The organism is Demequina aurantiaca (genome assembly GCF_000975135.1).
Lineage (GTDB): Bacteria > Actinomycetota > Actinomycetes > Actinomycetales > Demequinaceae > Demequina > Demequina aurantiaca.
In genome coordinates this window covers 1,102,118-1,124,120 of sequence record NZ_BBRF01000001.1, presented here as the reverse complement: position 1 = coordinate 1,124,120, position 22,003 = coordinate 1,102,118, and the positions used below count along the sequence as shown (strand labels likewise).

Sequence of the window (22,003 nt, the reverse complement as noted above, 5' to 3'; positions counted from 1 at the left end):
ATGCCTTCGCGGCGCTCCCTGTCCTAGGGTGGGGCACGTGAGAGTAAGGATGCCCCGCGCAGGCGACGCGCTCATTGCGGTCGGCCTCTTCGCTATTGCCCTGATTGGGCTCTACGAGATCGGTAGCGACGCGCGGCCGGAGGTCACCCCCAAGGCGATCGTCCTGATCGCACTCATGACCCTGCCGCTCGCGTGGCGTCACCGGGCTCCTCGGACCATCCTGTGGGTCTCGATCCTGGCCTGGATGATCTTTGTCGCGATCGGCTATCCCAACGCCGCCAGCATCCTAGGGCTGGTGGTCGCCCTTTACGGCGTGGGCCTGTACCTGCCCCGCCGATCCGCGCTACTGCATGGAATCGGCGCCATCCTGGTCGTCAGCGCCTGGACGGCAATGGGCGTGCTCACCAGCGACAACGTGCAGGTCGCGGCCGTCATTTCGACTCTCGTAGCGCTGGTGATCGCGCTCGGGATTGGATTGTCCGACAACCGCCGTCACTTGCGCCTCACCGAACTCGAGATTGCCCATGCCCGCCAGGACCAGGCGCGCAAAAATGCAGCGGCCGATGCTGTCCGGGCCGAGCGGGCACGGATCGCCCGAGAGTTGCATGACGTGGTCGCACACGAGGTCACGGTGATGACCCTGCAGGCCGAGGGCGCCGCCAGGCTGGCGAAGGACGGCGACCCACGGGTGGCCGAGGCGCTGCACACCATTAGCGAGTCAGGCCGCACTGGATTGATGGAGATGCAACGCATGATCGGTGTGCTGCGCGCCTCGGAGGCCGAGGCGGCGGAAGGGGTGACGGGCCGGGCGACGCTTGGAGAGAGCGACGATGCTGCGGCCGAGCACCACACCGCCTTTGACCTCTTGCCCATGCCCTCGCTGGCAGCGCTGCCCGACTTGGTTCAGCAGGTCGAGGATGCGGGACTGCCCGTGTCGCTCGAGGTATCCGGATCCGCCCACGTCCCCGCGGGCGTCGAGCTGAGCGCGTTCCGCGTGGTCCAAGAGTCGCTGACGAACGCCATGAAGCATGCCGGCCCCGGTGCCAATGCGACCGTGGCGGTCGTGCGCGAAGCCGATGCTGTGACGATTACCGTCGAGGACGATGGCCGCGGCGTCATCTCCGAGGCGATGCACTCCGGTGGCCACGGCATCGACGGAATGCGGGAGCGGATCACCGCACTGGGCGGGACACTCGATGTGGGCCCGCGCTCCGGCGGCGGCTACCGTGTTCACGCGGTGTTGCCGTCCGGGGACGACCAAGTCCACTCCACGCGACCACGCTCCGCCACGCCGATCACGCCCGAAAGGGGCCGCACATGATTCGAGTTGGACTAGTCGATGACCAGGCGATGGTGCGCGTCGGCCTCAAGATGATCCTGGAGTCGGAGGACGACCTCGACGTCTGCGGCGAGGCCGCGGATGGTTCGGAAGCGCTCGCGATGGCGCGTGAAACTGAGCCCAACGTGGTGCTCATGGACATCCGCATGCCGGGAGTGGACGGATTGACGGCGACGCGCGAACTGGTCGCGGAGTGCCCCGACGTTCACGTCGTCATTCTCACGACCTTTGACGACGACGAATACGTCTATGAAGCACTGCGTGCGGGTGCGTCGGGCTTCCTCCTCAAGAGTGCGGACGGGGACACCCTGGTCAACGCGGTGCGGGTGGTCGCTGGGGGCGAGGCGCTGCTCGCTCCCGAGGTGACGCGCCGGGTGATCGAGAAGTTCGCGAGTGGAGCCCTCGCTCAGAATCCCGCGGGTGCCGACCCGGACAACCACGTGCCATCCCCCGAGGCTATCGGCGACCTGTCGGATCGTGAGGTCGAGGTGCTGCTTCTGATGGCCCGTGGGCTCTCGAATCAGGAGATCGCGTCCGAGCTCTTCGTGTCCAACACCACCGTCAAGACGCACGTGAGCCACATCCTGACGAAGTTGGGCGTGCGGGACCGCGTCCAGGCCGTCGTGGAGGCGTACAACTCCGGCATCGTGGTACCCCGACCCTAAAAACCGTTCTATTGGACGATGGCGGATCTCGCCGATGTTCGCGAGACTAGGTGACGAACGCCCGATGCCGCCACGGCATCGGCCGTCGGTTTTCCGCGCTTCCTCCCCCGCGAAAGGTAATCCCATGACCGCCACCACAACCACCAGCCTCGCCGCCCAGATGCGCGACGGCTACAAGGACTACGGCACCGGAGAGATGGCCGTCCGCGCCCTCGACGGCGTCAGCGTCGACATCGCGCGCAGCGAGTTCACCGCCATCATGGGCCCGTCGGGCTCCGGCAAGTCGACGCTTCTGCACACGCTCGCCGGGCTGGACCGCCTGACCGCAGGGGAGTCGTCCATCTCCGACATCGTCATCACCACGCTGAGCGAGGCGCAGGTCACCGAGGTGCGCCGCAACAACATCGGATTCGTGTTCCAGTCCTTCAACCTGATTCCGTCGCTCACGGCGCGCGAGAACATCACGCTGCCCATCGACATCGCGGGAGACAAGGTCGACAAGGAGTGGTTTGACGAGATCATCGGCATCCTCGGCCTGGCCGACCGCCTCACTCACCTTCCCGCCGAACTCTCCGGTGGCCAGCAGCAGCGCGTGGCCGTGGCCCGGGCGCTCGTGTCGCGCCCCGAGATCATCTTCGCGGACGAGCCCTCCGGAAACCTCGACTCGCGTTCCGGCGCCGAGCTGCTGGGATTCATGCGTCGCGCCGTGAAGGAGTTTGGCCAGACCATCGTGATGGTCACGCACGACCCGACCGCAGCATCGTACGCCGACAGGATCCTGTTCCTCGAGGACGGCAAGATCGTGGATGAAATGCGCGATCCGAGCGCGGAGAAGGTACTCGACCGCATGAAGCAGATGGGGCACTAGTACATGTTCCGCCTCGCCATCAAGTCGATCAAACACAGCCCCAAGCGGCTGATTCTGACCGCCGTGGCCGTCGCTCTGGGCGTTTCGCTCGTGGCCGCCACGCAGATCTTCACCAACTCGTTGTCCTCCGGGTTCTCGGACCTGTTCTCGGACACCTACTCCAGCATCGACGTCGTCGTCGAGGCCGATCCCAACTCAGACGTCCTGTTCTCCCCCGATGAGGAGCCGCTCAGCGATGCCGACCTCGCCGCGGTCCAGGCAACCGACGGCGTGGCTGACGCCTACGGTGTCGTGATCACGCAGGGTGCGCTCGTGGCTCCCGATGCCGCCTCCAACCAGCCCGGTCCTCCCACCTTCGTGCAGAACTGGAACGGCAACGCAGATATCGACACCGGCGCAATCGCGGAGGGTACTGCGCCCACCGGACCGGGCGACGTGGTGCTGGACGCCGACACCTTCGCCAGCGGCTACGCCCTCGGCGACACCGTGAAGATTGCGGGAAGCGAGGGCTCCTCGGAGTACACGCTGGTGGGATCGGTAGAGCTGACGAGCGGAACCTCACTTGGCGCCAAGTTTGCGTGGATGAGCACCGATGACGTTCACGCGTTCAATAGCGACATTCCCGGGTACTCCACCATCAGCGTGATCGCTGACGAGGACGCCAACGTCGACGACGTCGCGGCGGCCATAGGCGAGGAACTGCCCGAGGGCACCCGCGCCATCACCGGCGAAGACAAGGCCGCCGAGTCTGTCGAGGCCGTGCAGAGCGTGGTCCAATACGTCGACATTTTCTCCATCGCGTTCGCCCTGATCTCGCTGTTTGTGGGCGCATACATCATCGTCAACACCTTCCGCATCATCGTCACCCAGCGCACCCGTGAGTTCGGGCTGCTGCGTGCGGTGGGCGTGACCGGCCAGCAGGTGCGCCGCATGATCCTCCTCGAGGCGCTGGTGGTGGGAATCGTCGCGTCCACGATCGGGCTCATCATGGGCTATGTGCTCGCGCTCGGCATCACGGCTATCGCCAAGCTTGCCGTCGGCGACATTTTTGGCGTCCTGACGCTCCCGCCAGACGCCATCGCCTGGGCCTATGGCCTTGGCCTCCTCGTTACGATGGCCTCGGCAATCGCCCCCGCCATTCACGCTTCGCGCATCTCCCCCATGGAGGCGCTACGTGAGTCAGCCACCGAATCCAAGAAGCCGTTGCACACGCGCAACATTGTGGGATCGGCAATGGCGATCATTGGCATCGGGACCGTGTTCCTTGGCCTCTTTGGGGACTTCGACAAGCCCTACATCTACGTGGGTGTGGGCGCCGTGCTCCTGGTCTTGGGAATGAGCCTGCTCGCGGCGCAGTTCCTTGTCCCGATCGCCTTTGGCCTACGCGGCGTGCTGACACGCCTGTTCAAGGTGGACGGCAAGCTCGCTGCGAACAACATTCGACGTGAGCCGCGCCGCAGCGCAAATACTGCGGCGGCACTGATGATCGGTGTGATGTTGCTCGCCCTTGTTGCGACGTTCACCGAGTCATTGAAGACCACCGTGACGGCCCAGTTCGACTCGACCTCAGCGGACTACTTTGTCATCGACACGGCGGGCACCGGTATCCCGGACTCGGCCATTGACCTTGTCACCAACACAGACGGGGTCGACGAGGTGGCACGCGTCGGCGTGGGCCCAATTCAGTATGACGGCGCGGATAGCCGCATCGCCGTGATCGACGTCGAGGCCTCGACGGACCTCATGACCTTCGAGACGGATCCCGACATCACCGAGGTGGGCGACGGCACGTACATTGGCCAGGCCATCCAGGATCAGGGCGTCGAGGTGGGTGACACCGTGACGCTGACAGGCGGCGGATCCACCATGGACGTCGAGGTCACGGGCCTCTTCAACGACGAAAATGGCGGCGACTTCAACGTCGACTGGGCTACCGGCGAGGAGATCCTTGGCGACGTGGTGGTGGCACAACTCCTCGTCTCCGCGGATCCCGGCACCGACGTCGAGGCACTACAAACCACGCTCAGTGACGAACTGGCCGCCGAGTACCCCACGGTGCTGGTGCAGTCGCCTGGCGAATTGGCGCAGTTCGCCAACCAGTTCATCGACCTGCTGCTCGGCGTCATCTCCGCGCTTCTCGGGTCTGCCTTGGTTATCGCAATTTTGGGCGTGGCCAACACGCTGCTGCTGTCCGTCACCGAGCGCACCCGAGAGATCGGGTTGCTCCGCGCCGTTGGTCTGCGCAAGAGGTCCGTGTGGAGGATGGTGACACTCGAGTCGATGGTGATGGCGATATTCGGGGCCATACTCGGCATGCTGCTCGGGCTTGGGCTCGGGTCAGCGTTGGTACTTGCCCTGGCCGACTTCGGCTTTGATGGGGTCACGGTGCCGTGGATATGGCTGGGCATCTACACGGTGCTCGCCGCGATCGCTGGTGTCGTGGCCGCGATCTGGCCCGCATGGCGTGCCTCCAAGCTGGACATCCTCAAGGCGATCGCGACCGAGTAGGTCACAGCAGCCTCAGCGACGGCCCTCATCCCTCCTGGGATGGGGGCCGTGTGCGTGCTACGCCCGCACCCTCAAGCGACAGTGGGGGTGCTGTAGGTTCAGCGAACGCTAGAGGTCGACCCCGAGCGTGACGGGCTCCGGGATCAGGTTGATGCCGAACGCGTCGCGCACGCCTTGCCGCACCGCGCGTGCGAGCGCTACGACGTCTCCCGCGCGAGCATTCCCGCGATTCGTCAGCGCGAGTGTGTGCTTGGTGGACAGGCTAGCCCGTGCATCGGGCATAAGGGCGAAGCCCTTGCCGAAGCCGGCGCGCTCGATCAGCCAGGCGGCGCTCGTCTTGACCGCGCCTTCAGGGTGCGCACTGCCCGCCGGGTAGCGGGGAGCATCGGCGGGCAAGGCTGCCGCGGCATCGGCGCTCAAAATCGGGTTCGTGAAGAACGAACCGGCACTCCAGGTGTCGAAGTCGCCGTCGTCCAGCACCATGCCCTTGGAACCGCGCAGATAGAGGACTGCGGCGCGCACGTCCCCCATGGGCGCACGCTCCCCCACCTCGACGCCGAGAGTCTGCGCGAGTTGCGCGTACCGGATAGGCGAGGACAGCGTTCCGGTGCGCATGTGCAGCGTCACGTCGAGGACCACGTAGCGCGGGGTGGGACGCCACAGGTGACCGTCGGGACCGAGCCCGCGCATGGAGCGCTTGAGCAGCGAGTCGCGGTAACCGAACTGGCAGTCCACACGCGCGAGCGAGCGCACCCGGTTCTCATGGCGATCCCAGGTGCGCACCAGCGCGGTAGAGTCCGCAACCTCAGCGCCGTACGCACCCACGTTTTGCACGGGAGTCGCCCCGGTGGAGCCCGGTATTCCGGAGAGCGCCTCCAACCCCACCCAGCCCTCATCAACCGCGCGCGCGACCACGTCGTCCCAGGGCATGCCAGCACTGATGGTGACGGACACTCCCCCGCATGCGCCATCGTCCTGCACGGTCAGATCGTGACGGTCGTCGCGCACCACGGTGCCCGCGAAGCCGTCATCGGAGACCAAGATATTGGAGCCTCCGCCAAGCACGAGCAGCGGGGTCTGCGTGGCATCGGCCGTGCGAACAGCGTCAATGAACTCAGGCTCGGAGTTGGTGTCGACGAGCGCGCGCGCCGGGCCTCCCACCCGCAGGGTGGTGAGGTCCGCGAGTTGGGTCTGGGCCACATCAGTCATGACGCCAGCGTATCCGTCGTGAGCGGTGCTACTTGCGCGAGGCGACGGCCGAATCAGCACCCTTGGCGGGCGGCCCCTCGTCAAGCGTTCCCTCGAGCGATACGGCGGCATTGCCGCCGGTCTGGGCCTCGTCGCTTCGCACCACGGCGGCGCCCAGTTGGCGCTCCATGGCGCGACGGCTGCGGAAGAGGCTACCGCCTCGCCTGACGGAACGTGCGAGCACAAAGGACGTGACCGATGCGATGATCACCACGAGCATGGCCTCCCGCAGCGGAATGAACTCGGCGAGCTGACCCACGAGCGGCGGGACAACGAGCCCGGCAATCGTGGAGAAGGAGGCGACAGCGGCCAAGCGAGCCGCGGCGTGCTTGGGCTCGTCCGCAGCGGCGGAGAAGCCGATGGGCGCCCCCAGCGCTGCACCCATTCCCCAGAAGACAGCAGCAACCGGGATGAGCCAGAACACGGGCGCGAAGGCGAACAACAGGATGCCGATGACAACGGAAATCGCGGCGATGCGCAAACTCTTGACGCGTCCGAGCTTGCCGATGATGGGGGCGCCGAACCAGCGCACGGTCACCATCGACACGACGAAGACCCAGTAGATGACGTCGCCAACAGCCTCATTGCGGCCAAAGTCGTCTACGACGGACAGGGCCATCCACTGCGCGGCAATCATCTCCGTCATCGACGCCGCGAAGATGATGAACCCGATCAGGACGACGCGGCGCTCCTTGAACTCGTTCTTTGCGGTGGCAAAAGGCCCGCCGATGCTGGTGCCGGGTTCCGCCGGTTTGGCGACGCCGTCCAGGACGGCCATGGGAATCACGCCCAGTCGAATCGCTGTCAGGATGATTCCGGCCGCGATGAAGTGCCACAGGACTCCGACACCCATGTGGGAGACCAATGCGCCCGCTCCGAGTCCGAGCGCGACTCCCACGGAGAATGCCGCGTGGAACTGCGGCATGATGGCGCGCTCCATACGTCGCTCGACCTCGGCGGCCTCGGCGTTCATCGCCACGTTGGTGAAGGCGAAGGACACGGAGACAAAGAAGTAGCCCGCGGCGAAGAGCCACGGTACAGCGTTTGCCGTCGCGATACCCACCGCGAAGATGGCGACCAGGTAGGAGAAGCTCGACCACCACAGCACCTTGCGGGTGCCGAAGCGCGCGACGGACCAGCCCGTAACCGCGAGCGCGCAGAGGGCGCCGGCCGCACCGAAGATGATGAGCGTCGCCAGTTCCGACGAACTGACTCCTAGACCATCGCGCATCGAGGGCATGCGTGAGAGCAGCGTCGCGGACATGGCGCCCATGAGTGCAAAGAGGGACAGCACGCCGGCGCGCGCGTACTTCACCCGTGAGCGCGAGGGCTCGTTAGTGGGCGCAAAATCAGTCATGAGGACCATGGTGTGTAACTCCTGAAGGCGAACCCGCTCGCACGTACGTGGGCTCTGGGCCAACGTCGGCGGTACCGCGGCGCGTTCCGAACATACGGGGTACGCGTGCCTTGTTCACCGATAGTCTAAACGAAGCAACGCTTCCAGGAGGAATTCATGGCTAAGAATGGCCGTCCCACCATGGCCGATGTCGCGGCAAAGGCCGGGGTATCGCTTTCCACGGTCTCTCTCAGCTACTCCGGCGCGGGTCCCATCTCCCCGGAGATGAAGGCGCGCGTAGAGAAGGCTGCTGCCGAGCTCGAATACGGCGGTCCCTCCGCTGCGGGCCGTGCGCTGCGGTCCGGCCGCTCGCATGTGGTGGGCGTCGTCATTCACGACTCTCTCACGCTCGCCTTCCGCGCACCGCTGATCCTGCAGATCATGGACGGCCTGATCTCCGACCTGGGCGACATGGGGCTCGGCGTGCTGCTACTCACGTCGCCGTCTGGCATCCCCGAGGAAAACTCACTGCTCGAGACCGCCCCCATGGACGCCGCCGTGCTCCTGCGCGTTCGCGATCACGACGAGCCTGCGCTGGAGATTCTGCGCAAGCGCGGCATCCCGATCGTCGTCATGGACGGCCCACCCCCCGCTGGTGCTGGTGTGGTGACCATCGACGATGGCCCCGCGACCGTAGACCTCATCAAGCGACTCCAGGACCTAGGCCACGAGCGCATTGGCACCGTCACGCTGCCGATCGCGCCGCGGCTTGAGACTTCATTGCGCTCGCTCGAGGACTTCGAGGATTCTGCGTGGGCACCTACCCACCGCCGCCTGCTCGCGTTTGAGGACGCCGGCATCGAGCCGTGCGTCATTGTCAGCGCGCGCGAGTCGCTGGTCGAGGAGGGCATTGCCGCCGGCCACCTAGCCCTGTCCCACGAGTCGCGGCCCACCGCGCTCGTGGTGCAGTCAGACCAACTCGCGGCCGGCGTGCTTCTCGCCGCGCGTGAACTCGACATCCGTGTGCCCCAGGATCTCTCGATCACCGGCTTCGACGGACTTGACCTGCCGTGGTTGTCCCCCACCGAGCTCACCACTGTGGTTCAGGACGGCGAGAAGAAGGGCCACGCGTTGGCAGCGGAGGTCAAGGCGCTACTCGCGGGGGAGACCCCCGAGCCCGCGTTCACCCCGCTCGAGTTCCGCCAGGGCAACACCATCGGCCGCGTCAACCCCGAGCGGTAGTGAATAGGTTGGGCGCGGCCCGTCGCGCGTGCTCCCCTAGCTGCCGAGCAGACCGTTGATCGGACCCAGCACAAAGTAGATGGCGAACGCCGCCGCAGAGGCCCACATGAGCGGGTGCACCTTCTTGGTGCCGCCCGTCGCGACCTGAAGCACGACGTAGGAGATGAATCCCACACCGATGCCGATCGAGATGGAGTAGCCGAACGGCATCAGGATGAAGGTCAGGAACGCCGGAATGGCGATCCGGTAGTCCTTCCAGTCGATGTCCGCGACCTGGGTCACCATCAGGAAGCCCACCACGACAAGGACCGGGGTAGCGGCCTCAAAGGGCACGATCGCGTATAGCGGCGTGAGGAACATCGCCAGCAGGAATCCAAGACCGGTGACAACGGATGCGAGACCCGTGCGGGCACCGTCGCCCACGCCGGATGCCGACTCAATGTAGGACGTGTTCGACGACACCGAACCGAGTCCACCGGCGACCGCGCCGAGCGAGTCGACCATCAGAATCTCCTGCGAGCGCGGCGGGTTGCCCTGCTCGTCGTTCAGGCCCGCCTCGGCGCCGATGGCCGTCATGGTGCCCATGGTGTCGAAGAAGTCCGCCATCAGCAACGAGAAGATCAGCAGCAGCGCGGTGAGGACTGGCAGTGACGTGAATCCTCCGAAGAGATCTACCTGGCCGACCAGTCCCAGATCCGGGACCTCGACGATCTTGCTCGGAAGCGAGGGCTCCACGAGCGCCCAGCCACTGGGGTTGTCGACAGAGGAGCCCAGCTTGAAGATCAACTCGAAGGCAACGGCGACCACCGTGGCAACGGCAATCGAGATCAGGAGGGCGCCGCGAACCTTCTTGGCGAGCAACACGATGGCCACGAATAGGCCAATGACGAAGACAACCATGGGCCAGGTGGCGATGTACCCATTGACACCAAACGACGTCGGAACACCGGCGCCGGGCTGGATGATGCGCGCGTCCCACAGACCAATGAACGCCAGGAACAGGCCGATGCCCACGGCAATTGCCTTCTTAAGGAACCCGGGCACTGCACGGAAGACGGCCTTGCGGAACTTGGTCAGGACCAGGATGGAGATGAGTACGCCCTCGATCACCACAAAACCCATGGCCTGCGGCCAGTTCATGCCGGTGCGCGAAGCGATCCCGTAGGCCACGAACGCGTTGAGGCCGAGGCCGGTGGCGAGGGCGATGGGGAAGCGCGCCCAGATACCCATGGCAATGCTCAGCAGGCCGGCGACGAGCGCGGTGGCCGCGGCGACCATGGCGAGGTTGGGGGCGTCTCCGCCACCCAGAAACTCGCCGTCACCGCCGGCGACAGTACCGATGATGAGGGGGTTCAGCACCACGATGTAGGACATCGTGAAGAAGGTGGTGAGTCCGCCGCGGATCTCGCTACCGAAGGAGGAGCCACGTGCGGTGATCTCAAAGTAGGAGTCGAGTTTGCCCTTGATCCCCGACTGCTGTGTCGTGGGCCGATCTGTGGTGTCAGTTGCCATGGTCAGAATCATGGCAGTAACGGGGACCTCGCTGCGACGCTTGGAGACTAGCCCGTGCGCGCGTCAACTAGAGACATTCGACAATCGGCGGGAACAAACCGTTCCAAACCAACGCGAAGCACCCGCCAGGTTAAGCGCAGGGAACGATCGCCTGCGCCTTGCCAAGGACCTTCACACCGTCAAAGTCCACGACGACGTCGATGCGCGCGGTACGCAGTTCCTCGTCCAGCGCACCCACCTTGGCCGTCACGACGACGGTCGCGACGCCGGGGTTCGGCACCGGGATCGGGCGTGTGAAACGCGTCTGAAAGTCGGCCACGTTGCCCGGCCCGGCCCACTCCTCCACCACCGATGCCGCGGCGCCCATGGTCAGCATGCCGTGAGCGATCACGCCCGGCAGCCCCACGGACTCGGCCATCACATCGTTGTAGTGAATGGGGTTGAAGTCACCCGAGGCGCCCGCGTAGCGCACCAGGGTGTCACGGGTGAAGGCGACCTCACGCTCGGCGACCACTGCACCAACCTCGAGCGCGTCGAATGAAGGAAGGTTCTCGTCGCTCATCAGGCGTCCTCTCGCACGGCCAGGGTGGACAGCACGGTGGTGACAGGGTCACCCTCGGCATCGGCCAACTCGGCGCGCGTGGTCACCATGGAGATGCCGGCGCGCTGCGTGATCTTGTCGATGTGAATGGTGGTGGTGATCTCATCGCCTGCCACGATGGGCCGGTGGTGCGTGAAGCGCTCGTCCGCGTGCACCACCTTGGAGAAGTCGACCCCTACCTCGGGGTCCACCACCACGTGGAACTCGGCGCGCTGCGCGATGACTACCGCGAAGGTGCTGGGCGCCACCAGGTCGTCGTAACCCTCCGCACGGGCAGCTGCCACGTCACGGTGGGCAAAGGAGCGGGCGTCCACGGCATCGGCGAACTCGCGGATCTTCACGCGCGTCACCTCGTACACCTCTGACGGGCCGTACTGGCGGCCGACGGCTTCTGGGTTCACTGGCATGGCGCCAGCCTAGCGAACTCGCGTGCGCAGCCCGAATGCTTGGTACCCCAGTGCCCCGGTGCCTCGCCCCACTTAGGCCGCTCCGTAGGTGACGAGCAGCATGCGGTGATCCGCCCCGGGGATCGATGCGGTGCTGACGGACGTCGCCACGAAGTCCACATGGCCGACTAGCGCGTGGTCGATCGCGACAAATGGCCACGGGCCGCGCCCCTCCGGGAACGTGGGCAGGAAGCCCGCACCCGCCTGGTCCGCGGCATCGGCGTACCCCAGCGCCTGAATCTCGCGAAACGCCCTATGGTCACGCGTGGTGTTGAAGTCGCCGAGTACCAGGGTGGGCCCGCTCTGGCCCGCGAGTACGTCGGTGAGGCGCGACAGGTCCGCGTCCCAGCTTGCGTGCGCGGTGAGCCCCGGTGCGGCGGGATGAATCGCAAACACGGTCAGCTGCTGGCCGGCGACGTCGACGTCCGCCTTCACCGCCTGCGACACGTAGCCCCCCAGCTTTTCCACCTCGTCCGACGTGTCCAGCGTCGTTGCCTTGCTCAAGGGCGAACGCGACCACAGTCCTGTGCCGGTCACCCCAGGCTCCGCGGCCACCTCCGAATACGGAAGCAGGTCGTCGAGACCAGCTGCACGCAACGCCTCGACGGCCTCAGGCGTGACCTCCTGCGCCGCCAGGATGTTCACCTCGTGGTCGCGCACCAATTCCACCACGGCATCGACGTCCGCCTGCCCAAAGGTGAGATTGATGGTCGCCACCCGCACCACCCCGCCGCCCAGCGCGTGCTGGGCCGTGAACATCGGCACGGCCCAAATCAAACAAAGAACCAAGACAGCGGCCGATGCCGCGACCAGCCACCACGCCCGCGCGACCAGGGCGAGCACCACCGGTACGACGCAGGCGACCGTCACCCACGGCATCAGCGCCACCAGGATGGCCAGCGGACCGGTCTCGATGCCGAACAGTCGCGCGAGGACGGGAACCAGCACAGCGATCAGCGCGAGCGCTGCCAACACGAACCACGCGCGGCGCCAGCGAGACCAGCGCCTGCCATCGCGTTCCGTCTCCGGAGCGCGCGCATCGACGGCCGCTTCCTCAGCAAGGGCCGATGCCGGGGCGGGCGAGGCCACGGAGGGAGAATCCGCTACGGTCGGGTTGCTCTCACAGGGCTCTGCATCTGGCACGCGGATAAGCATGGCACGGTGTCACCGCTGGCGCCCGGGAACCCCGGCGCGAAGGCGCCACTCGGCCCATACCCGGCCACAGCATCGTCCGCCTGGGAGGTTACGCCAACGCAAAACGCCCGCCCCCTCGAATGAGGGGACGGGCGCCTTGACGAATCCGACAGACTAGCGAGTCTCGCGGTGAGCGGTGTGCTTGCCACACTTGGGGCAGAACTTGGAGAGCTCAACACGGTCGGGGGTGTTACGACGGTTCTTACGCGTGATGTAGTTGCGGTTCTTGCACTCGGTGCACGCGAGGGTGATCTTTGGGCGGACGTCATTCTTGGCCATGTTTTGTCTCCTAGCCTTGTGTTTTCAGCACCCACCGACATTCGGCGGATCCATTGTGCGTAGCGAGGGGGGGACTCGAACCCCCGACCTCACGATTATGAGTCGTGCGCTCTAACCAGCTGAGCTACCCCGCCATGAAAGTGGTTCGCCGCCGCCTGAATATTCAAGCGACGGCAACCATCTATCTGAGCCCCGACAGGGAATCGAACCCTGGACCTTTTCCTTACCATGGAAACGCTCTACCGACTGAGCTATCGGGGCAAGCCGGACAAGAATACACGCGAATGGCCGGCATAGTGAAATCGCCTCTAAGTCCCGCTCGCGCGCAGTGTCTGACGCCGCGATTAGGGTAGCAAAGTGACCGATACGTTGAGTGCAGCCGCGGCCCGGCGAATCTTCCTGAGCGCGCAGGGCTTGGCACGCAAACGCAGCCCTCGCCGAGTGGGCGACGCGCAGTTCGCCGAGTACCTGCGACGCCAAGGTGTGCTGCAACTCGATAGCGTCAATGTGCTCGCCCGCGCCCACTACATGCCGCTGTTCTCCCGGTATGGCGCGTACGACCGCGCCACGCTCGACTCCTTTCTGTGGGGCGACGCGGACGGCCACTCCCCGCACGCGTTCGAGCACTGGGGTCACGAGGCGTCCGTCTCGCCTCTGGCGCTGCTGCCGGCGATGCACGTCAAGATGACCGACACCGGGGCCTGGGGCTCGCGCAACGAGGCACGCATCGAGGCCGCGCACCCCGGGCTCATCGCGCAGGTCCGCGAGCGCGTCGAGGCCGCCGGCCCCTTCGACGCCGCCGGGTTGGAACACATCGCTCCACGCCTGGAGGCCTCAGGCCCGTGGTGGGACCACAGCGCGGTCAAGTCCGCGCTCGAGCATCTGTTCATCACCGGCAAGGTGGCGGCGTCGCGTCGCGGCCACTTCCGGCGGACGTACGACTCGACCATGCGCGGGTGGGGCGTCGCGCCGGCAGACGTGGGCACCTGGGGTCTCGCGCCCGATGCGGCGCGTCAGGCGCTCTTCGACCACGCCGTCTCCGCGGTGGGCATCGGCACTCCCCGCGACGTGGCCGATCACTTCCGACTCAAACCCGGCTTGGCAAAAGGACTTGCGGCCGATGCCGTGGCCAGGGGCGTCGCCGACTGGGTGGACGTCGAGGGCTGGGGCGACCGGGCACTCCTAGCAGCCGGTGCATCCGATCCTGGGCGCGCGACGGGAGCCGCATTGCTAAGCCCGTTCGACCCCGTCTGCTGGTACCGGCCGCGCCTGGAACGCATGTTCGGCATGACCTACCGCATCGAGATCTACACGCCCGAGCCCAAGCGGGTCTACGGGTACTACACGTTGCCGTTCTTGCTGGGAGATCAGGTGGTGGGAAGGTTCGACCTCAAGGCGGACCGTGGCGCGCGAACACTGCGGGTGCTGGCATCGTGGCGCGAGGAACGCACCGTGCCGGGTGCACGCCGGCGCGGCAACCCCGAGATCGCGGACGCCGTGGCGGCCGAGTTGGGTGCCATGGCCACCTGGCTCGGACTGGAAACGATTCGAGTGGAGTCGCGAGGCAATCTCGCCGAGGCAGTGGCCGCGTCCTTGAGCGAAAGCGCCACGTAGATCACCGTTTGTCCGGCCCGTTTTCGGAGCGCGGGTGGCCCCAACGGGCGCTAGTGTGAGTACTACACGCCAGGTACGTGGGTCCAGGCCCGCACTGTACAAAGGAGTCAGCCCATGGCCGCACCGGTCGATCCCACCACCCCCATCCCGGATGCCAAGCTGAACCGCAGAGTAATTGGCATCAGCGTCGGCGCCGCGCTCGGTGGATTCCTCTTTGGCTTCGACTCCTCCGTCGTCAACGGCGCAGTCGATGCAATCCAGAAGGACTTTGCGCTCGGCGATGCACTCACCGGCTTTGCCGTCGCCTCGGCACTCCTGGGTTGCGCGGTGGGCGCCTGGTTCGCGGGCACCCTGGCGAACAAGTACGGGCGCATCCGGGTCATGGTGCTCTCCTCGATCCTGTTCTTTGTCTCTGCGTTTGGCTCCGGCTTCGCGTTTGGCGTCGCGGACCTGATCCTCTGGCGGGTGCTCGGCGGTCTGGCGATCGGCGCGGCCTCGGTCATCGCGCCGGCCTACATCGCGGAGGTCGCCCCGGCCAAGTTCCGCGGCCGGCTTGGTTCGCTCCAGCAGCTCGCGATTGTCCTCGGTATCTTCTCCGCGCTGCTCAGCGACCAGCTCTTTGCCAACACCGCCGGCGATGCCTCCAACGACCTGTGGTTTGGCCTTGAGGCGTGGCGCTGGATGTTCATGGCGGCCGCGGTGCCGGCGGTGATCTACGGTCTTGCCGCCCTGCGACTGCCCGAGTCGCCCCGCTACCTCGTAGGCAAGCACCGCAACGACGAGGCCGCCGTGGTGCTGCGGGAGTTCACCGGCGAGACGGATGTGCACCTGCGCATCGAGCAGATTCAGGAGTCGCTCGGCACCGACGACAAGCGGTCGCTGCGGGATCTGCGCGGCACCAGTTTTGGCCTCAAATCCGTAGTGTGGACCGGCATTCTGCTGTCGGTGTTCCAGCAGTTCGTGGGCATCAACGTGATCTTCTACTACTCAACGTCGCTGTGGTCGTCGGTCGGAATCGAGAACCCCTTCCTCACCTCCACCATCACGTCAGTCACCAACATTGTTGTCACGATCGTCGCCATCATGCTGGTCGACAGGATAGGCCGGCGCCTCCTGCTGCTCATCGGCTCGACGGGCATGTTCCTGTCCCTGGGCATCATGGCCATTGCCTTCTCCAACGCCACGTCTGAGGTGGTCAACGGCGAGGACGTCGCCACCTTCACCGGCAACTGGGACACGGTGGCGATCATTGGGGCCAACGCGTTCGTGGTCTTCTTTGGTGCGACCTGGGGCCCGGTGGTGTGGGTACTGCTGGGCGAGATGTTCCCCAACCGTATCCGTGCGACTGCGCTCGCCGTGGCGGCTGCAGCCCAGTGGCTGGCGAACTTCGCGATCACCATGACATTCCCCGTGTTTGCGGACATCGGCCTCACGTTCGCCTACGGGTTCTACGCCGCGATGGCGTTCCTGTCACTGATCTTTGTGTACTTCAGAGTCCCAGAAACCCGCGGCATGGAACTCGAGGACATGCACGACGACATCATCGTCAAGCGCGGCAAGTTTGTGGGCGCCGTCGTCGTCGACGAGGAGCCGCCAGCAGCGACCCGGGACTAACGTCCCGCCCCTAGCCCCGCCACTACATCTAGTTTCAGTTTATTGAAACAGCACTACATGTAGTGATAGGAGCGCCAGCGCTGGCGCCAACCCAGGGGGCAAACATGAGCATCACCGAAGCTGCACATCCGGTCACGCCGCACACGATCGCGCCGCGCGTGGTCAAGCGCGACGGGCGCGTCCTACCCTTTGACGAGGCGCGAATCTCCGCCGCGTTGAGCCAGGCATTCGTCGCGGTTTACGCCGATTTGACGGAAGACCATCAAGACACCATTGCGACTCTTACCCAGAGGGTGAGCGATCTGCTGGCAGCGCGGTACTTCGACAACGTGCAGATTCACGAGATTCAGTCGGTGGTCGAGCACGAGCTGCTCGAGTCCGGCGAGCGCCGCGTCGCGCGGGCGTACATCGACTATCGCACCGAGCGCGACGTCGCGCGAAGCAAGTCAAAGGACCTCAACCACGCGATCGTGGGCCTCCTTGAGAAGGACTCGACCCTGGTCAACGAGAACGCCAATAAAGACGCGGACGTGTTCAACACCCAGCGCGACCTCACGGCGGGCGTGGTGGGCAAAGCCATCGGCCTCAGGATGCTTCCGCCCCACGTCGCCAACGCGCACGCCAAAGGCGACATCCACTTCCACGACCTGGACTATCACCCCTATGCACCCATGACGAACTGTTGTCTGATTGACTTCGAGACCATGCTCGGCCACGGCTTCCGGCTGGGCAATGCCCAGGTCGAGCCACCCAGGTCGATTCAGACCGCCACCGCGCAAATCACCCAGATCATCGCGAACGTCTCGTCCAGCCAGTACGGCGGGTGCACGGTTAACCGCATCGACGAGCTGCTGGCGCCCTACGCGCGCCTCAACTACGCCAAGCACGCGGCCGAGGCTGCGACGTGGATCGAGGACCCGGCGCGTCACGATGACTACGCCCGCGAGCGCACTACCAAGGACATCTACGACGCGATGCAGAGCCTCGAATACGAGATCAACACTCTATTCACGAGCAACGGGCAAACGCCGTTCACGTCGGTCGGCTTTGGGCTCGGAACCGACTGGTACGAGCGTGAGGTCCAGCGCGCCATTCTGCGGGTCCGCCTCACCGGCCTGGGAGCGGAGGGCCGCACCGCCATCTTCCCCAAGCTGCTGTTTACGCTGCGCCGCCACGTCAACCTCGAGCCCGAGGACCCCAACTACGACATCAAGACCCTCGCCGTCGAGTGCGCCGCCAAGCGCATGTACCCGGACGTGCTGAACTACGACAAGATCGTGGAACTCACCGGTTCTTTCAAGGCGCCCATGGGGTGCCGCTCGTTCTTGCAGGGCTGGCACGATGCGGACGGCAACGATGTCGTGGTGGGCCGCATGAACCTGGGCGTCGTGACGCTGAACCTGCCGCGAATCGCGCTTGAGTCCGGGGGTGACCGGGCCGCCTTCTGGCGCCTGCTCGACGAGCGCCTGACGACGGTAGACGACGCGCTCATGTACCGCGTCGCACGGTGCAAGGAGGCCCTCCCCGCCAATGCGCCCATCCTGTATGTGCACGGCGCGTTTGGCGAGCGCTTGAGCCCCGACGCCGACGTGGACACCCTCTTCCGAGACGGTCGCGCGACGGTGTCGCTGGGATACATCGGCCTGTACGAGGTGGCCGCGGCTTTCTATGGCGGCGACTGGGAAACGACGCCCGGGGCCAAGGACCTGACCATCGCCGTGCTGCAACGCCTGCAGGCGGCCGCCCGCGAGTGGACCGCGCGCTCGGGTTATCAGGTGTCCGTCTACTCGACTCCTAGCGAGTCCCTGACGGACCGGTTCTGCCGCCTCGATAAGGAGCGGTTTGGGTCGGTCGCGGACATCACCGACAAGGACTACTACACGAACAGCTTCCACTACGACGTGCGCAAGAACCCCACCCCCTTTGAGAAGCTCGACTTCGAGGCGGACTACGCCCAGTACACGTCAGGCGGCTTCATTCACTACTGCGAGTACCCCGTGTTACACACCAATCCCCGCGCCCTGGAGGCCGTGTGGGACTACTCGTACGACCGCATCGGCTACCTGGGAACCAACACCCCCATCGACCGGTGCTTTGAATGCGGCTATGCCGGGGATTTCAACCCGACGGCGCGCGGCTTCCGCTGCCCGGAATGCGGCAACTCGGATCCACAGACGTGCGATGTGGTCAAGCGCACGTGCGGCTACCTGGGCAATCCACAGCAGCGGCCGATGGTGCGCGGGCGTCACGCCGAGATTGCCGCCCGGGTGAAGCATCTGCCGGGATCGGTACGGGCAGACGATGCCGCAGCCGGCGTGGGCACTGCCACCACTCCGGATGGGGCGTAGCCCATGGCGCGCACGCCCGTCCCCGAGCAGTGGCAGGCAGTCAAGGTCAGCCAGCGCTACGTCGCCGACTACAAGCCGTTCAGTTTTGTGGACGGCGAGGGCGTGAGGTGCAGCTTGTATGTGAGCGGCTGCCTGTTTGCGTGCGAGGGGTGCTTCAACGAGGCCACGTGGAACTTCCGCTACGGCGAGCCGTACTCGCCAGCGCTGGAAAACCGAATCATCGCCGACCTCGCTCATCCCGCGGTTCAGGGACTCTCGCTGCTGGGCGGCGAGCCCTTCCTGAACACGGGAGTCGCGCTGTCGATCGTTCAGCGCTTGCGCCACGAGTTCGGCACGTCCAAAGACGTCTGGTGTTGGACTGGCTACACGTTCGAGCAACTCAGCCACGAGTCCGTCGACAAGATTGAACTACTCCGGGTGATCGACGTCCTGGTCGACGGGCCTTTCGAACAGTCCCAGAGGGACCTCACTCTCGCGCACCGAGGGTCACGCAATCAGCGTGTACTCGACGCGCCCGCCTCCCGCGCACAGGGCCGCGCGGTGGAGCGAACCGCTCCCTGGGGGCAGGAGTCCACCGCGCCCCGGCCCGCAGATAGGCTGAATTCATGACTGACATGGTGCACATCCCGGGCGGCGAATTCTCTATGGGCTCCCACGACTTCTATCCTGACGAGCGCCCCATCCACCGCGTCTGCGTCAGCGACTTCCTGCTCGATGCCCACCCGGTGACCAATACCCAGTTCGCCGAGTTTGTCGAGTCGACCGGCTACGTGACTGTCGCCGAGCGTCCCATGGACCCCGCCCTTTATCCGGGCGTCGACCCAACCGCGCTGGTGCCGGGCTCGCTCGCATTCACGCCCACCTCGGGTCCCGTAGATCTGACGGATTGGCGCCAGTGGTGGTCCTGGGAGAAGGGCGCGCAGTGGCGTCACCCCTTTGGCCCGGACTCCGGCATCGAGGACCGGTCCGACCACCCCGTCCTCCACGTGTGCTTCGAGGACGCGCAGGCCTACGCCACCTGGGCCGGCAAGCGCCTGCCCACCGAGGCCGAGTTCGAATACGCCGCCCGCGGTGGGCTGGATGGCGCCACCTACGCCTGGGGCGAGGAGGTTCATCCCGACGGCAAACTGATGGCCAACAATTGGCAGGGTAAGTTCCCTTACCTCAACACCGGCGCCGAAGGTTGGGTGGGCACCTCCCCTGTCGGCACCTTCCCCGCCAATCCCTTTGGGCTCGTCGACATGATCGGCAACACCTGGGAGTGGACCTCGTCCTACTACACGCCGTCGCATCGGGCGGCCGCGGGCGACCAGGCGCCCACCACTGGACCCTCTGCCAACCTGCTGTCGCCACCCGCGACTACCCCGGCATCGGCCGATGCTGGGGCCGGGGAAGCCGGCTGCGGCGACGGCTGCACGTGTGGGCCGTCCGACGCGAGGCTGGCGTCCGCGAGTGCGGAACCGGGTTCGGAGATTCCGCGCCGAGTGCTCAAGGGCGGCTCGCACCTGTGCGCGCCCGAGTACTGCCTGCGCTATCGGCCCGCCGCAAGGTCGCCTCAGGCGGAAGACAGTGGGACGACGCACATCAGCTTTAGGTGCGCCAAGGACGCGTAGTAGTGCGGCGGCCTCCCGAACCGCGGATCCTCGGCGCTGGTCCGCTGATCCTGGTCCCGGGGCCGCGGGCCCTGCGCTTACATCTGGTTCGAGTTTTCGGGGTAAATGAGCTCGGATGTAAGCGCAGGAGCAACTCGACTACTCGCAGACCACTCCGTCGCCATCGCGGTCGGTGTACCAGTCGTATTCCGGGTCGGTGCCCTTGACGTACGGTCCGTAGCCGGAGGGCAGATCCTTGCAATACGGGAAGCGCTCGTCGAGCTCAGGCTCGGGCTTGGGGGCTGGGGCCTCGGTCTTCTTAGGCGCCGGGGCCTCGGACTTCGTGGGCTCGGGGCCGCCCGTGTTCTGGGCGAGGATGGGCTGCGAGCCGAACGACGGCATCGGCTCCCCTGGGCAGGTGTCGAGAACCCGTGTCATGGCGCCGAGCTCGGCGTCGGTGACCCAGACGTCGTACTTGGTTTTCACCGCGACCTGGCGTGCCACGTAGTCACAGCGGAACGCCTTGTTGGACGGCAGCCACGTCGCGGCGTCGCCGTCGCTCTTCTGGCGGTTGGCGCCGGCATCGATGGGCTCGAGGTTGAGCGGGTCGTTGGCGAACGCGACGCGCTGCGCAAAGGGCCAGGTGGCGGCGCCCTTCTGCCAGGCGTCCGACAGTGCGACGATGTGGTCGACGTCGACCTCGCTCTTGCCGCCACGGACAAAGTGCACCGACGTGCCCGTGTACGGGTCAGCGAGATCGCCCGACATCACCTTGCACTTGCCGTCCACATTGAGCGCCGTGAGGCGCAGGATCAACATGTCGCTGCGCGTGTCACAACCGTTGCGGTCCACGTCCACCCAGCCACTGCCGAACTGCTCGCGCGCGTAGCCGGTCTTGGCCGCGCGTCCCTTGACCGCGAGCGCGAGAGCCGCGGCCAGTGCGGTGCCGTCCTCAGCATCGGGCGGTGGCGCGGGGGCGGCGGCCTCGGCCTCCACTGCGCCGGGCGTGACCGAAGGAGACGGCGACGGATCGGCCGCTACGGAGGAACTCGGCGATTCGGATGAGGACACGGGCGCATCGGCCGATGACGTGACGGTCGGTGACGCAGCGGCCGCAGTGGCGACACCGTCCGCCCCAACACTGGTCTCCGAACCGGCGGTGGTGGTGCACGCACTGAGTACGGTGCCCCACACCATCAGTGATGCAATGGACCCGAGCGCCCTTGCGAAGGGGTGGCGCGTCTTCTCAGCCTTCTTCATCATGCTCCTCAGCACTTAAACCTGGATGAACGTTAACCCTGTCGCGCCTGCTGAACCCAGCCCGTGTGGCCAACGTCTCATTCCGGATCGGCGCGCCCTGCGCTTACATCTGAGCTGGTTTTGGGGCCTAAATGCGTCGAGATGTAGGCGCGGGTGACGGAGTCGGGTCAGGGATGCATCCTGGGCAACAAAAAGGCCCGCTGCGTACGCAGCGGGCCTGAGTGTGGCGAGTACAGGATTCGAACCTGTGAAGTCGTTGACGGCTGATTTACAGTCAGCTCCCTTTGGCCGCTCGGGCAACTCGCCATGCGCCACATTGGAAACCAAGGTGGCGCGC

The 22,003-nt window shown here is 65.8% G+C and carries 18 protein-coding genes and 3 tRNA genes; 10 read left to right on the top strand and 11 right to left on the bottom strand.

The annotated features are described in order from the left end of the window. The first annotated feature begins 37 nt into the window (after window positions 1–37). The 4 genes from AOP73_RS05040 (at window position 38) to AOP73_RS05025 (ending at window position 5,380) form a co-directional block, all read left to right on the top strand. Entirely contained in the window at window positions 38–1,321 is a 1,284-nt protein-coding gene (locus tag AOP73_RS05040; protein WP_152650534.1) for a sensor histidine kinase, read from the top strand. Next, entirely contained in the window at window positions 1,318–2,004 is a 687-nt protein-coding gene (locus tag AOP73_RS05035; protein ID WP_061963513.1) for a response regulator transcription factor, read from the top strand. Before AOP73_RS05040 ends, AOP73_RS05035 begins: the two co-directional genes overlap by 4 nt. Window positions 2,005–2,128: 124 nt before the next feature. Further along, complete coding sequence (locus tag AOP73_RS05030; RefSeq protein WP_061963511.1) at window positions 2,129–2,872, top strand: ABC transporter ATP-binding protein; 744 nt, start codon at window positions 2,129–2,131, stop codon at window positions 2,870–2,872. Between the two features lie 3 nt (window positions 2,873–2,875). Then, on the top strand, window positions 2,876–5,380 hold the full coding sequence (locus tag AOP73_RS05025; protein WP_061963509.1) for an ABC transporter permease: 2,505 nt from the start codon (window positions 2,876–2,878) through the stop codon (window positions 5,378–5,380). A 108-nt stretch (window positions 5,381–5,488) separates the two neighbouring features. Here the strand turns inward: AOP73_RS05025 and AOP73_RS05020 are convergent, their stop codons facing one another. Together AOP73_RS05020 and AOP73_RS05015 are read right to left on the bottom strand one after the other, a co-directional pair. After that, window positions 5,489–6,589, bottom strand: coding sequence for a UDP-N-acetylmuramate dehydrogenase (locus AOP73_RS05020; protein WP_061964864.1), 1,101 nt, complete (start codon window positions 6,587–6,589; stop codon window positions 5,489–5,491). Window positions 6,590–6,617: 28 nt separating this feature from the next. After that, a complete protein-coding gene (locus tag AOP73_RS05015; RefSeq protein WP_160295435.1) occupies window positions 6,618–7,985 on the bottom strand; it encodes an MFS transporter in 1,368 nt (455 codons plus the stop codon). A 156-nt stretch (window positions 7,986–8,141) separates the two neighbouring features. Here AOP73_RS05015 and AOP73_RS05010 point away from each other — a divergent pair, with 156 nt between their 5' ends. Beyond that, window positions 8,142–9,206 carry a LacI family DNA-binding transcriptional regulator gene (locus AOP73_RS05010; protein ID WP_061963505.1) on the top strand — a complete coding sequence of 355 codons (1,065 nt, stop codon included), beginning with the start codon at window positions 8,142–8,144 and terminating at the stop codon, window positions 9,204–9,206. A gap of 36 nt (window positions 9,207–9,242) precedes the next feature. Here AOP73_RS05010 and AOP73_RS05005 read toward each other — a convergent pair whose 3' ends face one another. The 7 genes from AOP73_RS05005 to AOP73_RS04975 all read right to left on the bottom strand — a co-directional run bounded on the left by AOP73_RS05005 (window position 9,243) and on the right by AOP73_RS04975 (window position 13,499). After that, window positions 9,243–10,718, bottom strand: coding sequence for an NCS2 family permease (locus AOP73_RS05005; protein ID WP_061964862.1), 1,476 nt, complete (start codon window positions 10,716–10,718; stop codon window positions 9,243–9,245). Between the two features lie 130 nt (window positions 10,719–10,848). Further along, complete coding sequence (locus AOP73_RS05000; RefSeq protein WP_061963503.1) at window positions 10,849–11,280, bottom strand: MaoC/PaaZ C-terminal domain-containing protein; 432 nt, start codon at window positions 11,278–11,280, stop codon at window positions 10,849–10,851. After that, window positions 11,280–11,726: an FAS1-like dehydratase domain-containing protein gene (locus tag AOP73_RS04995; RefSeq protein ID WP_061963501.1), complete on the bottom strand. Its 447-nt coding sequence runs from the start codon at window positions 11,724–11,726 to the stop codon at window positions 11,280–11,282. The genes AOP73_RS05000 and AOP73_RS04995 overlap by 1 nt, the downstream gene beginning before the upstream one ends. Window positions 11,727–11,798: 72 nt before the next feature. Continuing rightward, window positions 11,799–12,854 (bottom strand): endonuclease/exonuclease/phosphatase family protein, encoded by a 1,056-nt coding sequence (locus tag AOP73_RS04990; protein ID WP_061963499.1) that lies wholly within the window; start codon window positions 12,852–12,854, stop codon window positions 11,799–11,801. Window positions 12,855–13,073: 219 nt separating this feature from the next. Beyond that, entirely contained in the window at window positions 13,074–13,238 is a 165-nt protein-coding gene (gene rpmG / locus AOP73_RS04985) for a 50S ribosomal protein L33 (RefSeq protein ID WP_061963497.1), read from the bottom strand. 60 nt (window positions 13,239–13,298) lie between these two features. Then, window positions 13,299–13,372: transfer RNA gene (locus tag AOP73_RS04980), tRNA-Met, on the bottom strand. Window positions 13,373–13,426: 54 nt separating this feature from the next. Next, a tRNA-Thr gene (locus tag AOP73_RS04975) sits at window positions 13,427–13,499 on the bottom strand. A gap of 96 nt (window positions 13,500–13,595) precedes the next feature. Between AOP73_RS04975 and AOP73_RS04970 the strand changes: the two genes are divergently transcribed. From AOP73_RS04970 to AOP73_RS04950, 5 genes are all read left to right on the top strand, one after another. Beyond that, window positions 13,596–14,852: a winged helix-turn-helix domain-containing protein gene (locus AOP73_RS04970; protein ID WP_061963495.1), complete on the top strand. Its 1,257-nt coding sequence runs from the start codon at window positions 13,596–13,598 to the stop codon at window positions 14,850–14,852. Between the two features lie 114 nt (window positions 14,853–14,966). Next, entirely contained in the window at window positions 14,967–16,466 is a 1,500-nt protein-coding gene (locus AOP73_RS04965; RefSeq protein WP_061963493.1) for a sugar porter family MFS transporter, read from the top strand. A 104-nt stretch (window positions 16,467–16,570) separates the two neighbouring features. Beyond that, window positions 16,571–18,814 (top strand): anaerobic ribonucleoside-triphosphate reductase, encoded by a 2,244-nt coding sequence (nrdD, locus tag AOP73_RS04960; protein ID WP_061963491.1) that lies wholly within the window; start codon window positions 16,571–16,573, stop codon window positions 18,812–18,814. Between the two features lie 3 nt (window positions 18,815–18,817). Beyond that, window positions 18,818–19,423 (top strand): anaerobic ribonucleoside-triphosphate reductase activating protein, encoded by a 606-nt coding sequence (gene nrdG / locus AOP73_RS04955; protein WP_061963489.1) that lies wholly within the window; start codon window positions 18,818–18,820, stop codon window positions 19,421–19,423. After that, window positions 19,420–20,427: a formylglycine-generating enzyme family protein gene (locus tag AOP73_RS04950; protein ID WP_061963487.1), complete on the top strand. Its 1,008-nt coding sequence runs from the start codon at window positions 19,420–19,422 to the stop codon at window positions 20,425–20,427. Before nrdG ends, AOP73_RS04950 begins: the two co-directional genes overlap by 4 nt. A 138-nt stretch (window positions 20,428–20,565) precedes the next feature. Here AOP73_RS04950 and AOP73_RS04945 read toward each other — a convergent pair whose 3' ends face one another. Both AOP73_RS04945 and AOP73_RS04940 read right to left on the bottom strand, forming a co-directional pair. After that, window positions 20,566–21,669, bottom strand: a complete 1,104-nt coding sequence (locus AOP73_RS04945; RefSeq protein WP_236683506.1) for a GmrSD restriction endonuclease domain-containing protein — start codon at window positions 21,667–21,669, stop codon at window positions 20,566–20,568. A 221-nt stretch (window positions 21,670–21,890) separates the two neighbouring features. After that, window positions 21,891–21,972: transfer RNA gene (locus AOP73_RS04940), tRNA-Tyr, on the bottom strand. Between the last annotated feature and the right edge of the window lie 31 nt (window positions 21,973–22,003).